Origin of the sequence: Chryseobacterium gregarium DSM 19109, from assembly GCF_000430845.1 — a bacterium.
Lineage (GTDB): Bacteria > Bacteroidota > Bacteroidia > Flavobacteriales > Weeksellaceae > Chryseobacterium > Chryseobacterium gregarium.
Genome location: NZ_AUMU01000012.1, coordinates 1 through 15,886, shown reverse-complemented (window position 1 = coordinate 15,886; position 15,886 = coordinate 1). Strand labels below are relative to the sequence as shown.

General features: G+C 39.2%; 12 protein-coding genes, 2 tRNA genes and 1 riboswitch. Of the genes, 12 read left to right on the top strand and 2 right to left on the bottom strand.

Annotated elements, in window-relative coordinates:
• The first annotated feature begins 11 nt into the window (after window positions 1-11).
• The 12 genes from H561_RS0114040 (at window position 12) to H561_RS0113975 (ending at window position 15,121) form a co-directional block, all read left to right on the top strand.
• A complete protein-coding gene (locus H561_RS0114040; RefSeq protein WP_027387587.1) occupies window positions 12-1,970 on the top strand; it encodes a heavy metal translocating P-type ATPase in 1,959 nt (652 codons plus the stop codon).
• Between the two features lie 790 nt (window positions 1,971-2,760).
• Window positions 2,761-3,036: a YHS domain-containing protein gene (locus H561_RS0114030; protein WP_027387585.1), complete on the top strand. Its 276-nt coding sequence runs from the start codon at window positions 2,761-2,763 to the stop codon at window positions 3,034-3,036.
• Window positions 3,023-3,703 (top strand): SCO family protein, encoded by a 681-nt coding sequence (locus H561_RS0114025; RefSeq protein ID WP_027387584.1) that lies wholly within the window; start codon window positions 3,023-3,025, stop codon window positions 3,701-3,703. Before H561_RS0114030 ends, H561_RS0114025 begins: the two co-directional genes overlap by 14 nt.
• 109 nt (window positions 3,704-3,812) lie before the next feature.
• Window positions 3,813-4,487, top strand: coding sequence for a superoxide dismutase (locus H561_RS0114020; RefSeq protein WP_027387583.1), 675 nt, complete (start codon window positions 3,813-3,815; stop codon window positions 4,485-4,487).
• Window positions 4,488-4,490: 3 nt separating this feature from the next.
• Complete coding sequence (locus H561_RS0114015; RefSeq protein ID WP_051349390.1) at window positions 4,491-4,859, top strand: hypothetical protein; 369 nt, start codon at window positions 4,491-4,493, stop codon at window positions 4,857-4,859.
• A gap of 190 nt (window positions 4,860-5,049) precedes the next feature.
• Window positions 5,050-5,877, top strand: coding sequence for an MbnP family protein (locus tag H561_RS0114010; protein ID WP_027387581.1), 828 nt, complete (start codon window positions 5,050-5,052; stop codon window positions 5,875-5,877).
• Window positions 5,870-6,913: a cytochrome-c peroxidase gene (locus H561_RS0114005; protein WP_027387580.1), complete on the top strand. Its 1,044-nt coding sequence runs from the start codon at window positions 5,870-5,872 to the stop codon at window positions 6,911-6,913. Before H561_RS0114010 ends, H561_RS0114005 begins: the two co-directional genes overlap by 8 nt.
• Before the next feature lie 11 nt (window positions 6,914-6,924).
• A complete protein-coding gene (locus tag H561_RS0114000) occupies window positions 6,925-7,866 on the top strand; it encodes a transporter (RefSeq protein WP_027387579.1) in 942 nt (313 codons plus the stop codon).
• 256 nt (window positions 7,867-8,122) lie between these two features.
• Window positions 8,123-8,308, top strand: a riboswitch (cobalamin riboswitch).
• A 171-nt stretch (window positions 8,309-8,479) separates the two neighbouring features.
• A complete protein-coding gene (locus tag H561_RS0113990; protein ID WP_316929424.1) occupies window positions 8,480-10,456 on the top strand; it encodes a TonB-dependent receptor plug domain-containing protein in 1,977 nt (658 codons plus the stop codon).
• Window positions 10,453-11,589 (top strand): YncE family protein, encoded by a 1,137-nt coding sequence (locus tag H561_RS0113985; protein WP_027387577.1) that lies wholly within the window; start codon window positions 10,453-10,455, stop codon window positions 11,587-11,589. Before H561_RS0113990 ends, H561_RS0113985 begins: the two co-directional genes overlap by 4 nt.
• Before the next feature lie 12 nt (window positions 11,590-11,601).
• Window positions 11,602-12,798: a hypothetical protein gene (locus tag H561_RS0113980; RefSeq protein ID WP_027387576.1), complete on the top strand. Its 1,197-nt coding sequence runs from the start codon at window positions 11,602-11,604 to the stop codon at window positions 12,796-12,798.
• Window positions 12,799-12,832: 34 nt separating this feature from the next.
• Window positions 12,833-15,121 carry a DUF5074 domain-containing protein gene (locus H561_RS0113975; RefSeq protein WP_027387575.1) on the top strand — a complete coding sequence of 763 codons (2,289 nt, stop codon included), beginning with the start codon at window positions 12,833-12,835 and terminating at the stop codon, window positions 15,119-15,121.
• Window positions 15,122-15,640: 519 nt separating this feature from the next.
• Here H561_RS0113975 and H561_RS0113965 read toward each other — a convergent pair.
• Both H561_RS0113965 and H561_RS0113960 read right to left on the bottom strand, forming a co-directional pair.
• Window positions 15,641-15,712 (bottom strand) — tRNA-Glu (locus H561_RS0113965).
• 97 nt (window positions 15,713-15,809) lie between these two features.
• Window positions 15,810-15,881: transfer RNA gene (locus H561_RS0113960), tRNA-Glu, on the bottom strand.
• Window positions 15,882-15,886 lie beyond the last annotated feature (5 nt).

Here is a 15,886-nt window from a genome sequence, read left to right as displayed (position 1 = left end):
AAATTCAGAGTATGGAAGAATGCTGCAGTACAAAACCGGAAAAGGAACCTCATCACGATCATAATCATGAAGAACACGACCATGACCACTCTCATGATACGGGAGATCAATCTGTTTTACAGATGTTTCTTCCTGCAATTATTTCCTTTGCATTGATGTTGGGGGGCATTATCTTGGACTATTATATCAAACCCGGTTGGTTTACCGGCTGGATCCGTCCGGTCTGGTACTTAATTGCCTATATTCCGGTTGGATGGCCGGTTTTAAAGGAAGCGTATCAAAGTATTATTCATGGCGATGTTTTTTCTGAGTTTTTCTTAATGGGGGTGGCAACAGTCGGTGCATTCGGTATCGGAGAATATCCGGAAGGTGTTGCGGTCATGCTTTTCTATTCGGTTGGTGAAGTTTTTCAGGCCATGGCGGTAACGAGGGCAAAAAGTAACATCAAATCTCTGCTCGACCAGCGTCCGGATGAAGTTACTGTTTTAAAAAATGGAACACCGGAGACCGTAAAAGCAGCGCAAGTAAATATCGGAGCAATTATTCAGTTAAAATCCGGCGAGAAATTGGGATTGGACGGAGAATTATTATCTGAAACTGCTTCATTCAATACTTCTGCGCTGACCGGGGAAAGTAAACCGGATACCAAGATAAAAGGCGAGACTGTATTAGCCGGAATGATTAATTTGAATACAGTCAGTCAGGTTAAAGTAACCACAGCGTACCAGGACAGTAAGCTGAGCAAAATCCTGGAAATGGTTCAGAATGCAACGGCGCAGAAAGCACCGACGGAACTTTTTATCAGAAAGTTTGCAAAAGTATATACTCCGATTGTCGTATTTCTGGCCATTGGAATTACATTGTTACCCTATTTCTTTGTTGAAGACTATCTCTTCAGAGATTGGCTGTACAGGGCATTGGTTTTTTTGGTCATTTCCTGTCCTTGTGCTTTGGTAATCTCAATCCCGCTGGGATATTTTGGTGGAATCGGAGCCGGAAGCAGAAACGGAATTTTATTTAAGGGAAGTAATTTCTTAGATGTTCTGGCGAGTATTCAAAATGTGGTCATGGATAAAACCGGGACGATGACAGAAGGCGTTTTCAAAGTACAGGAAGTTCATTTTAAAAATGAATCTGATAAAGATGAAATTTTGAAATTCGTCAATGCTTTGGAAAGTAAAAGCTCACATCCCGTAGCAACGGCTATTCATGAATACGTCGGTGAAATCGATCATACCGTTCCCCTGGAAAATACAGAGGAAATTGCAGGCCATGGTTTAAAAGCCAGCATTAATGAGAAGGAGTTGTTAGTGGGGAATTTCAAACTGATGGACAAATTCAGTATTGTTTATGATGTTCAGCCTGAAAATATCGTCTATACATTAATTGCCGTTGCCTATGATGGGAAATTTGTCGGCTACCTCACCATTGCGGATTCTATTAAAGCAGATGCCCAATTAACCATTGACAAATTAAAAACACTCCACATAAAGACGACAATGCTCAGCGGCGATAAAACTTCCGTTGTACAATTTGTTGCAGACGAACTGGGGATCCAAAATGCTTACGGTGATCTGCTTCCCGAAGATAAAGTAAATAAAGTCAAAGAAATTAAAGCGAAAAACCAAACCGTTGCTTTCGTTGGTGATGGAGTGAATGATGCGCCGGTTGTTGCTTTAAGTGATGTGGGAATTGCCATGGGCGGACTGGGAAGTGATGCGACTATTGAAACTGCAGATATTGTTATTCAGGATGACAGGCCAAGCAAAATTCCCATGGCTATTAATATCGGAAAGCAGACAAAAAAAATAGTCTGGCAAAATATCATCCTGGCATTTGTGGTAAAGGGAATTGTTCTGGCACTCGGCGCAGGAGGCCTGGCATCAATGTGGGAAGCCGTTTTTGCCGATGTGGGAGTTGCTTTATTGGCGATTTTAAATGCTGTCCGAATCCAGAGAATGAAGTTTTAAACAGTCTCAACAGATTACACACATGGTTGCGAAGCCTCGTCAAGATTTAAAACCTTGACGAGGTTTACGATTAATAATACTATCAAAAGAAAAAGAAAAGAGATCAACAATTAATCTAAACCCATCAACTAAAAAATGACTTTCATCATAAATGCCTCACAAAAACCATTTCTGTAGTATATTTGTAGGAAAGAATTTATAATTGAGGTTTTTCATTTCCATATTCATCATTTTTACCATAGCAGTCCGGCCTGTTTTGCCACTGGTAAATTATGCGGTGAATTATGAATATATTGTAAAAAACCTCTGTGAAAAAAGAGACATCCCACAATCTACTTGTAAAGGAAAATGCTATGTTGAAAAAGAACTGGCCAAAACAGAAAAGCAGTCCAATAACAATCAAAATATAAAAATTGCAGGATTGGATGTTTTCTTATCGAATGAAATCCTTTCTTTTTCTGACACAGTTCAATCAGATATTTCAATAAAAAATTCCGATTTAGATTATATCAATCTTGATACTTCAGAATATTTTTCCCGGATATTCCATCCTCCTTTAGCTTAAAATTTTTTTAAACTGATTCGGGTTTTCGTTTTAATTATTGAATTTGATTAACGGTTAAGATAGGCTTACTGAATGTAAAGCTTAAAGATCGTTTTGATTTTTCTTAATTAATCTTAACTGATTACCTGTTCTTAATGATTTGAAATTAATTCACCAGCATTAAGTTTAGTTTAAAAAATCAGCCAGTTTTCATTCAATACAATTACTAATTTCAATTTAATTCAAATGAAATCAAAAATCATTATAACGGCATTGTTGTCGGTTTCACTGATGGCGTGTGCCCAGGAAACGCCCAAAGTAAAGCATAAAAAAAGCAGTACAGCCTCAAAATCGGATATTAAAAAAGTAAAGTTTGCCAATGCGGAAGATCCGATCTGCCATATGCCGACAGAAAGCGATATGAAAGATACCGCAGTGTATAAAAATAAAACGTACGGTTTTTGCAGTGTGTACTGTAAAGACGAGTTTAAAAAAGATCCGGCGAAATATGTCCAGAAGTAAAAAAGAAAATCATACCAAGCGTAAGGTAATTATTCCGGTTGTAATTATTGCTTTATTGTTTGTAGGAATCGGTGTCGGAATGGGCTATTTTAAAAAGAACCTTTATACCGTGATGAAAGTCCCGGATTTTGAACTGACCGATCAAAACAATAAAAAAATTACCCGTAAAGATATGCTGGGAAAAGTATATTTGGTGGAGTTTTTTTTCAGTAGGTGCCCTACGATTTGCCCGATCATGAATACGAATATGAGGGCCATTGAAAACGAAATCCATAATCCTGATTTTGGAATCATCTCCATAAGCATAGATCCTGAAAACGATACCCCTGCATTACTGAAGGAACATGCCCGGAAAATCGGTGTGAAATCCCCGAACTGGCATTTCCTGACAGGAGACAGGGATTATATCGGGAAAATAGCGGATCAGTTTAATATTTATGTTGGTGACAAAGAAGACGAAAGCGAAAGCCTGAACCACAGCGGAATGATTGCGCTTGTGGACAAAGAAGGCAATATCCGCTGCCGGTATAATAAAGAAAATATGCCGATTCTGTATTACTCCGGGTTGAATTATGAAGATAAGCAGGGCAAGACTCCGAAACTGACAGGAAAATACCATCCCGACAGAGAACTGTTAATTGAAGATATTAAGAAATTGCTCAGATAAAAGGAGAAAAACTGGAAGCCGGGAACTGTTTTAGAATGATATAACATTCAGGCTTCCACCCTTTATCATCCTGACCACAAAACAATTGTTAAACCATAAACAAGACATTATGAAGATTATGAAAGTTGCTGCTTTAAGTGCAGTATTTGCGGCGCAGTTTGCGTTTGCACAGTTCAAACAGACGGCACTGCCTTATGCATACAATGCATTGGAAGGGAATATCGATGCGCAGACCATGGAAATTCATTATTCAAAGCATGCAGCGGCGTATGTGGCCAATCTGAATAAAGCCATTGCTGGAACTCCACAGGAAAAACAGACGTTGTTTCAGCTCATGTCGAATGCTTCAAAATTGAGTCCGGCTGTCAGGAATAACGCGGGAGGGCATTATAATCACGAATTGTTCTGGACCGTTCTTACCCCTGAAAAAAATACGCAGCCATCAGCAAAATTAGCAAAATCGATCAATGAAACGTTCGGAAGCATGGCCGGTTTTAAAGAAAAAATGGCTAAAGCGGGAGCAGACCGTTTCGGTTCCGGATGGGCGTGGCTGTCTGTTGATAAAAACGGGAAATTATTTGTTTCCTCAACGCCTAATCAGGATAATCCTCTGATGGATGTGGTGGAAGAAAAAGGAACGCCTATTTTCGGGATTGATGTTTGGGAACATGCATATTACCTGAAATATCAGAACAAAAGAGCAGATTATTTAATGGCGATCTGGAACGTAACCAACTGGAAAGAAATCAGCAGAAGATACGAAGAAGCGACCGGCAAAAAATAATTCATGAACTTTATTTGCAGCATATTCCTCACTTTATTTCTGGTATTCAGGCCTCTGGTACCCTTGGTGGAATATGCTGTAAATTATGATTATATCTCCGGAGTATTATGTGTCAATAAAAGCAATCCCGAGCTTCACTGTAACGGAAAATGTTACCTGAGCAAAGAGCTTGCGAAAACCAATGATGCCGATTCTTCCCCTTTCAGCAAAACAAAAAATTCAGGACAGAAGATCCTTGATTTTTACATTCTTCCTGATCGTACGGAAATTCAGAATACCGGGAAAATTTTTCTCTTTGATTTCAAGTTCACTTATAAAACAGACTATTCTTTTCTGTTTTTAAATCCTGTTTTCAGGCCTCCCGTTTTTTAAGTTAGTTTTAAATCCTTTTTTAACCGCACGGGTGACATAAGATGAAAATCTACTTGTTACTTCAGATATCATATATTCACTTTAAAATCCAAAGTGTTAAAAACTGCTGTGCCTTTTGTGGTTTAAAAAATTGAATGTATCTGCATTCAAGAACATTTCTATTTTAAAATTTCAACTTAAAAAATCAACAATGAAAATATATAAATTTTTATCATTATTCCTTATTGCCTTTACTTTTTTCACTTTTATATCATGCCAGAACAATGATGAAGAAGAGTCATCAGCACAGACAACCGGAAATCTTCAGATTAAATTTGAAAACGGATTCAATAATCTGGGTGATATTGTTCTGAATCAAACCACACAGACTTCTTCGCAGGGCCAAAAGCATCAGCTATCTGCCTTAAAATATGTGATCAGCAACATCAGCCTGATTGATGAGAACGGAAATGAGTTCAGATACAATGAAAACAATCCCGACAAAGGTGCATTTATCATCGACCAGGCCGATGCAGTCGCGGGTATTGTGCCTGTAAATCTGAATGAGGTCCCGAAAAACAATTATAAAAAGATAAAATTCGGATTGGGAATCAGCCAGAATGCGTATCTGCTGGGACAGGACGGACAGGCAGAATTCTGGAACAAAGCTAAACAGAAAGGAATGTCATGGTCCTGGGCTGCCGGGTATGTATTTGTAAAGCTGGAAGGGAAATACGGAACGGGTTCCCCCGACAAGGAATTTATGAATCACACTGGCAATATGGGCAGTGTAGCGGCAAATGGGACTCCTGATCTTTACCGGGAAATTACGTTGAGCCTTCCGGTAACAGCAAGGGTTACAGGGCAGATTACGCCTTCGGTTCACATTCTTGCAGATTTCAATCAGTATCTGAGTGGCGATACCCCGCTTATTTTGAATGCTGCCAATGATATGATGATGGGTTCAAGCCAGCATCTGGTAGACATGACGAATAATTTAACGAAAATGTTTAAAGTAGATCATGTTCACAATGACTAGGATATTTAAAAGAGGCTTATTTCTTTTAGTTCTCTCAGGTTTTATAGCATGTTCTGATGAGGTAATGCAGCCTTTGGAAAAAGATGAATCCTATCATCTTTCATTTCCGTCATACTTTCCTGAAATGACTTTCGATACGTCAGGAAATCCTGTTACAAAAAACGGGGTGGAACTGGGCCGGAAATTATTCTATGAAGGGCGCCTTTCACGGAATAATACCATCTCCTGCGGTTTCTGCCATATCCAGGAAAATGCATTTACCCATCACGGCCATACGGTGAGCCACGGCGTTGATGACAGGACCGGGATACGAAATGCGCCGCCGGTTCAGAATATGGTTTTTTTTAAGCGGTATATGTGGGACGGCGTGATCCACAACCTGAATGAGCAGCCGGTTATTCCGATTACCAATGAAGATGAAATGGACAGCTCAATGCCGGAGGTGATTTCAAAATTGAGTTCAGATTCAAAATATAAAAAGTTATTCAAAGAAGCATATGGCGATGAAAACATTACGGGAGAAAGGGTTTTGAAGGCATTGTCACAGTTTATGGCAACAATGATTTCTGCAGATTCAAAGTATGACAGATTCAAACAGGGGAAAGAAAACTTTTCATCAGAAGAAAGTCAGGGAATGAATCTATTCCAGCAGAAATGTGCTTCATGCCACAGCGGGGCATTGTTTACCGATGAAAGTTTCAGGAATACGGGAATGTACTACAATACGCAGTTCAAAGATGCAGGACGGTATCGTGTGACCCTGAACCAAAATGACTGGATGAAATTCCGTGTTCCGAGTTTAAGAAATGTAGAATACACCGCGCCTTATATGCACGACGGAAGATTTTATACCCTGGATGCCGTGCTTAATTTCTATTCAGATCAGGTGGAAGACAATCTGAATCTTGACCCGCAATTGAAGCAAAACGGGCACATCGGAATTGCCATGAATGCTCAGGAAAAACAATTTATTATTGCATTCCTGAAAACATTGTCCGATAAAAAGTTTATTACTGACCCGAAATTTGCTGAATAATTTTATTGAATATGAAGAAGATATTTTTAATCATATGCCTGATTTTATTTAATGTACATCAGGCTAAAACAATCACTGACAGCCTCTATATTCCGGATAATTTTCATCCCATGGCTTTGGACGATTGTGATGCCTGCGGCTGTGCTGCCGGAAACGGGTCATCAGGTTTTGAATCTTTACTGAACCCGCAGTTTATCGGAATTAAATACTTTGCCCAGCATTACAAAGCAAAAGAAAATTTGTTTGTAAAAGACCTGACGCAGGACCAGTATTTTAATACGATCCAGCTTTGGGGTAGAATTCCGTTCACTAAAAAGCTGAGTGTATATGCAAGTCTGCCATTTCATTTTCATGAAAAGAAAACGCTGCAGGGAGATATTAAGATTCATGGAATCGGTGATCTGAATCTGATGGGAATTTACCAACTGATGAATTCCAGAGACAACATTCATCAGTTAAACGGCGGAGTGGGAATGAAAGTCCCGCTGGGAAAATTTGATGAGAAAGGAATTTCGGGCGTCAATCCCAGTTTTCAGCTGGGAACCGGAAGCTGGGACTATCAGATGGCTTTGAATTATAAATTCCAGAAAAATAAATTGGCTGTTCTCCTCAATACGGATTACACCGTTAAAACCGAAAACAAGAAACACTACCGTTTTGGGAATCAGTGGAATTATGCCGCAACAGGATTCTATCAGATTTTATCAGGTGAAAAAGTAGTTTTCTCAGGGAAGGCCGGCCTTCAGGGAGAAGTGTATGACCGTAATCAACAGTTCGATGAGGTTTTGCCCAACACGGCAGGAAGTGCTTTGTACGGAAAATTAGGTTTTGAAGCTTCTTATAAAAAGTTTAGTTTGGGAAGTGAAATTATGCTTCCTGCGTATACCCATCTGGCGGGAGGAGATATTGAAGCGAAATCCCGTTTCAGTATTTTCCTGAATGTTGGAATTTAACTTTTATGTATTTTTTAATGCAAAGTTTTTTTGTTAACTCTAAGAAGGTAAAGGTCTGGCAGCGCACTGTCTGATGAATCGAGCATTGTATACTTAGCTTCTTAAAATCAATTTTAATGAATTCCCTTTGCTCCTTAAAATAGTCATAACGGAAATCAGAACTTTGCGTTAAAAATATTTCATTACATTAAAATATAAAATTTATCTGATTGAAAATCATAGAATTAAATTCAATTTTGATTCTATGATTTATTTTCTATCTTTGCCGGAATCTGGTGAGCCATAAAAAGCGCTTAAAAGGGAATCCGGTGAAAATCCGGAACAGACCCGCTGCTGTAAGCTCCACAAAACAAGTTTTTGAAGATAATATCCACTGTTTTTTAATGGGAAGGATTTCAGAAACGGAGTAAGTCAGAAGACCTGCCAGAAGATTTAACGTTTGACGCTTTCGTGGAATAAAGCTTAGGACATGATTGATTTTGTGCAGTATACAGCTGTACTTAGTCGTTATATTCTTATATCCATTAGCGTCATCATTATTCTAAACGAGCTAATGGTAATGGTGACTAGATTTTTTATATCTCAATTTCAGAAGGTTGTTTTCACAGTTTTTGTGTTAGCGGCTCAACTTATATTTTCGCAATCCAAAAAAGATACAACGAAAGAGCAGAACATTGTTCCTGTCAACATTACAAAGAAAAATTTCAAAGAAATTCTTCCGGCCCAGATTTTATCCGGTGAACAGCTCGAAAGGCTGAACAGCCAGTCTGTTGCTGATGCTTTGCGTTATTTTGCAGGAATTCAGATTAAAGATTACGGCGGAATCGGCGGGCTGAAGACCATTAATATCCGGAGCATGGGAAGCCAGCACGTCGGGGTTTTTTATGACGGAATCAGGATTGGAAATGCACAGAACGGAATTGTAGATCTAGGGCGATTTTCCCTTGATGATTTGGAAGAAATTTCTCTGTACAATGGACAAAAAAGCGAAATTTTCCAGCCGGCTACAGATTTTGGGGCTTCGGGATCTGTCTATTTACAGCCAAAAATTCCGGGCTTTAAAGGAAGCCGGAAAACAAACCTTACGGTTAAGTTTAAAAACAGTTCGATTGATTTATTTAATCCTTCATTTCGTTTGGAGCAGAAAATCTCAGATAAAATTTCGGCGAGTTTCAGTTCAGAATTCATGCAGAGCGATGGGGTTTACAGATTCAGGTATAAAAAGAAATATCCTGACGGAACAATCGCCAACGATACCATTGCCAGAAGATTTGATTCTGATATTAAGTCAAAACGTTTTGAAACGGCCGTTAACGGTAAAATGAATGATGGAGAATGGTCATTGCGGGGCTATGGATATTTGTCAGACAGAGGGATTCCTGCTGCGATTGTCAACAACCGTTTCGGAGGCCGCGGCCAGCGGTTAACCGATGAAAACTATTTTGTTCAGGGAAGTTTCAGAAAAAAAATATTCCCGAAATTTGAAACTCAGCTTAAAGCAAAATTTGCTTACGATTATACTTTTTATGCCGATACGCTCTCTACGGAAACGGCTTATCCGGCCCGTAATACCTACATTCAGAAAGAATTTTTTGTTTCTTCCTCCAATTTATATTCTATCACCAAAGATTGGGAGGTAAGCGCCAGTGCCGATTTTCAGTATAATACGCTGAATGCCAATCTGTATAATTTTTCCTATCCTGTACGGTATACTTCTTTGGTATCTTTTGCAACACGATATCAGATAGGAAGATTGAAGTTTCTCGGAAGTATACTGGGAACTTTTGTCCATGAAGAAGTAGAAATGAATGCAAAATCTCCTGATAAAACAGAGTGGACGCCTGCAGCCTATCTTTCTTATAACCCTTTTACAACAAAAAATCTTACAATAAGAGCATTTTATAAAAGGATTTTCAGGATGCCGACTTTCAATGATCTGTATTATACGGTTATCGGAAGTGTAATGCTTAAACCGGAATTTACCAATCAGTACAATATTGGATTTACTTATGAGAAACAGTTTAAGAGCGGAATTCTGAAATTATTGTATGCCAGGGCAGACGGCTATTTTAATAAGGTTGAAAATAAAATCATTGCTGCGCCTACCGGAAACCTTTTCCGGTGGACCATGCTTAATCTCGGAGATGTGGAAATTCTTGGAACGGATGTTCATGTTCAGGCCAATCTGCAATTGGGGAATGTAGTATTAAAGCCCCAGATCAATTATACATTTCAGCAGGCAAGGGACTTTTCAGACAGAAGCGAATCTTATTTTGGAGATCAGATTCCTTATACGCCCTGGCACAGCGGAAATTTTGTGATGATGGCAGATTATAAAGACTGGAGCTTTAATTACAGTTTTATGTACGTAGGCGAACGTTATGACGGTCAGCAAAATAATATTCAGTTCAATTATATCCAGCCCTGGTATACGCATGATCTGTCAGTTCAGAAAAAAATAAAATGGAAAGAGCATCAGTTCAAAGCCAGTTTTGAAGTGAATAACGTGTTCAACCAATACTATGATGTGGTACTGAATTATCCGATGCCCGGAAGAAATTTTAAACTCATTGTAAGTTTTACATTATGAAAAAATTTAGCTTTTATATCCTGATTTATGTATTATTTTCATTGGTTTCGTGTAGAACAGATGAATATATTCCGCAGGAAGAAACCGTAACAGGACTGGCACAACCGGAAAATACGGCGATCAAAGGATTCTATATTCTGAACGAAGGAAATATGGGTAGTAATAAATGTACCCTTGATTTCTTTGATTACACTACAGGAACCTATCACAGGAATATTTATGCAGAGATCAATCCGACGGTGGTAAAAGAACTTGGCGATGTAGGAAATGATATTCAGATCTACGGAAACAAGCTGTATGTGGTGGTGAATGTTTCCAATAAAATTGAAGTGTTGGATGCCAAAACGGCGAAAAGAATCAAAACCATTCCTTTACAGAACTGCCGGTACATGGCTTTTAAAGACGGGAAAGCCTATGCAAGCAGTTACGCCGGACCGGTGGATATTAATCCCAACGCGCCAAAAGGAAAAGTAGTGGAGATCGATACCGTTTCCCTTTCGATCCAGCGTCAGGTTACGGTGGGTTATCAGCCTGAAGAAATGGAAATTGTGGGAAATCAATTATTCGTGGCAAATTCGGGAGGGTATATGGTTCCGAATTATGATAAAACCGTTTCTGTAATCGATCTGAATTCTTTCACTGAAACCCAAAAGATTGATGTGGCGATAAATCTTCACCGGCTGAAAAAAGACAACTACGGAGATCTGTACGTGAGTTCCAGAGGCGATTATTACAATGTTCCTTCAAATTTATTTTTAATAGATGCGGCTACAGGACTGGTGAAAAAAGATTTTCACATAGCGGTAAGCGAAATGACCATTGTGAATGACAAACTGTATTATTATGGCAACGAATTCAATTATAATACACATTCCTCGACAAAAACATTTGGAATCATTGATGTGAAAACAGAGCAGGTTATTTCCAATAAAATTATTGATCAGGAATATGTGGATGCCATCAAAACGCCTTATGGCATTACGGTAAATCCTGTTACAGAAGATATTTACCTTACCGATGCAAGAAACTATGTTTCTACAGGATATGTCTATTGCTTCGATAAAAACGGGCATTTCAAATGGAAAACGGAAGGCGGGAATATCCCGGCACACTTTACTTTTTTATATAAATAAATCAAATCAAAAATGGAAAGAACATTTTTTAATGTTATAAAGACAGTAGTATTTTCAATGGTCCTTCTCGGAACCGCTGGATGTAAAAGTGACCGAGATGAAGACGGATCAAATTTCAACGGATTGGAAGAATATTATACGATTGACCGTTTTAAAGTTTTGAATATCGATCCGAAAACCGGAGGAAATTTTACGTGGAGCATCAATGATTCTATTATTTCCCAGGATCCCCAGTTGGATTTTATCAGTCCGGTAGTGAAAACATATCCTTTGACCTTAAAAATCGAAGGCAACGGGACAACAAAAACCTACAATTCAAAAATTATTGTAAAACAGGAAGCAGGGACCTACAGCAGATACATTTCTGATGTTTTCGATTTCCGACCTGCTGTTGGTCAGTTCATTAACGAAATTCCCGAATACGAAAACGGAAATACTTTCAGCCAGATGCTTCAGAAAGCTAAAGAATCTCTGGTAGGAGGAAATTCCACGATGCTTACTCTGGGCGGTTACGGCGGATACGTGGTTTTCGGGTTTGATCATACCGTTCCAAACATGAACGGGCGGGATTTCAAAATTTTTGGAAATGCATTCTTCGGAAATGCGGCAAGCGATCCCCGTTCAGGTTCTTGTGAGCCGGGAATCATCATGGTGGCCTACGACAGGAACAAAAACGGGAAGCCCGATGATAATGAATGGTACGAAATTGCAGGCAGCGAATATTTTAAAAATACAACGGTAAAAGATTACAGCATCACCTATTTCAGGCCCAATGAAAACAAGGCTCCTGTTCCGGGAAGTGAATTCTGGCAGACTGATGTGGAATATATCAAATGGCAGGATAATCTGGGAAATTTAGGGTTTAAAACAAAAAATACCTTCCATGCGCAAAGCTACTATCCGTTGTGGCTCGGCGATGCTTCTTACAGTTTTACCGGGACAAAGCTGATGAACAATTATTATGATCAGAGTGGTACGGGCGAATACTGGGCAGGAAAATCATACGATTTCGGATATGCCGATAATGCGCCCAATAATGATGACGCATCCAATATCGATATCTCATGGGCCGTTGATAAAGGCGGAAAATATGTAAAACTTCCCGGAATTGATTTTGTAAAAGTCTATACAGGAATCAATCAGGAAGCAGGCTGGCTGGGCGAAGTTTCTACGGAAGTTGCCGGAGCCTATGATTTATATCTTAATTAAAATTCAACAATAAATATTTATAATTAAACTGAAAATGAAAAAGTTTTACCTTTTTATTTTACTTTTCCTGTTTGCATCGTTTACGAATGCTCAGATAAAAGTGCAGGGCGTGCCCCGAAATGATATTCAACTGAAATCTTCTTCGAAGAATCAGGCAGCTAAGAATTTAACTACCACCATTAATTTCTCTGATATCCAATATTGGGTAGGAACAGGGACTAATGAGGCCGCTTTTGTGGTCCAATGGAACGACAGCAAAAACCCTGATGCTTTGGTTTGGGGGTTCAGATGGAACGGAACAGCAACGGGAGAGGATATGCTGAAAGCTATTGCCGCTGCTGACCACCGGTTTTTTTCATTGCTTTACCAGGGAACCTCTTACGGGGCTGCAGTCGGTGGTTTGGGTTTTAATCTGAACGGAACAGAAACAAATGCCCTTTACAAAAACTTAAATGTAACGTATCCATATTATCCGGTCAGTGGAATCGTAAACACAGCGGCGTATGATTTTGATGATTATACCGCTGCAGACGCTAATGATCACTGGCAGTCAGGCTGGATGACCAACGGATACTGGTCATATTGGATAAAAGATCCTACGGATGCAGATTTCGGATATTCTGGAATTGGCGCAACAGGCAGGGTGCTGGTTAACGGATCTTATGATGTTTGGAACTATGCTGCAGGATTTTCAGATCCTCCAATTTCCTCAACTTTAACTCCGGTAGCTCCGTATGCTGCTCCGGCAAACTTTACCAACGGATATTTCATGGTGAACGAAGATTGGTTCGGCCACACCAATGGCTCCGTTAATTTTATTGATAATAACGGAAATGTAAATTACCGAGTGTACAGCAACGTCAATAACAATCAGGCTTTTGGAGCAACCACTCAGTACGGAACGATTTATGGGGATAAATTTTATTTTATTTCAAAACAGGCTGCTGACGGCGGAGATACACAATATACTCCGGGGGGAAGATTAGTCGTCGCCAATGCCCAGACCATGCAGAAAATTGCAGGATTTAATACTATTGGGGGAGGAGACGGAAGATCTTTTGTCGGTGTCAATGAACATAAGGGATACATCGGGGCTTCCAATGGAATCTTTACTTTTAATATTGATAATTTACAGGTTGGAAGCTTAATTCCGACAACAGGTGGCGGAGGTCAGTACACCGGACAGATCGGAAACATGATCAGAACCTCCCAATATGTTTTTGCCGTAAAACAGTCTGCAGGAGTTTTAGTGATTAATCCGAATACGGATACAATCGTTGCAACAATTACGGGTTCTTTCCATTCAATCGTTCAGGCAAAGGACGGAAGTGTCTGGGCCATCCAGGATCAGAAGCTGGTTAATATTCATCCGACCACCTTTGCTACGACGGTTTATAATATTCCGACCACGAAATATATCGGATCCTGGGGAGCCTGGAATGCCGGAAGCTTAACCGCCAGCAGCCAGAACAATTCATTGTACTGGATTAATTCTATCAACAGTTCCATTTCAGGAACACAGATTGTAAAGTTTGATGTGACAACAAAAACCTTTAACGAAAATTTTGCTGCGATACCGGGACAGACGGGAACGTTTAAACAAATTCCATATGGGGCAGCGTTAAGAGTAAACCCGACAACTGATGAATTAATTTTAAATACAACGGAAAGCGGCTACGGGGCCCATTTCCAAAATAACTGGATTCATACTTTCAGCAATACCGGAACCCTGTTAGGGACGAAAGTTCTGAACAGTTATTACTGGTTCCCGGCAATGGCTGTATTCCCGGATAATACGGCTCCTGTAATCATCAATACATTCCCGGCTCAGGTTAATGTAAATGCTACTACAATCATTGATCTTAAAACGGTTATTGCAGACACTGATAATCTGACTGTTGCTACGGTAAAATCGGTAAAATCCAACAGTAATTCCGCTACTGTTTCTGCAACAGTGAATATAAACGATGAATTGGTCCTTACGCCGCTTGCCAACGGAACGGCAAATATTGTAGTAAGTTTCAATTCTAACGGAAAAGTAGTTGATAAAACTTTAGCCATAACAAGTACAGTATCTGTACTGGGAACGGCTGAAGTTAAAAAATTAGATTTCAGTATCTATCCTAATCCGGCAACTGATATTCTGAATATCCGGACTCAGGAGAAGGTCTTAAGTATTTTTGTGTACGATATGTCTGGTAAAGCGGTGAATGCACCGTTCAGCAATGGACAGGTGAATGTAAGTGTGCTTCCGAAAGGGGTGTATATTTTAACAGCAAAAACTGAAAAGGCGGTCTATCAGCAGAAATTGATTAAAAACTAAATCTTTAATCATATATTCAATTTTGTCAGCCCTCACCATTTTATTTGGTGGGGGCTTTTTATGCTCTGATCATTTCTTAAGTTTTTATTCCTATCCCGAAATTTACTATCAAGGCTTGGAAATTATCCATTGGCTTTAATCTTAATGTAAACCTTTTACAAAGATCAATGTCAAAATATTGCTTATTATCCGGGCTTTTGTTACGTGGGTATTTTTAAGGTTATTAATGATTTCTTTTGCTTCGGAATTTGCTGCCAAATGCGCAACCTGCATTGAAAAACAGATCCCTGTTTTCCATATCAGCTCAGCTCTCGTTAAACAGAAAGAAGCTTTTTTAAAGCTTCTCTGATATCATACATGTAAATATTTCCTGAATGGAGCAACGACCGATATGATTAATAGCAAAGAATACTGTAATTAATTGATTGATTACACTTTATGAAAGCATACTATGAAGGATGACCAGAATAAAGATAGATATAAAAATAAAAAAAGAGATCCAAAATGAATCTCTTTAAGTAGCCCGTAGGGGAGTCGAACCCCTCTTACCAGAATGAAAATCTGAGGTCCTAACCGATAGACGAACGGGCCATCTACCAAACTGTAAATAAATCTACAGGGTTAGTGTTTTGTTTTTATAAGTTTACAACTCTTATTCAATTACCCGGTTAGCAGTAATTAAAATTAGTAGCCCGTAGGGGAGTCGAACCCCTCTTACCAGAATGAAAATCTGAGGTCCTAACCGATAGACGAACGGGCCATCTA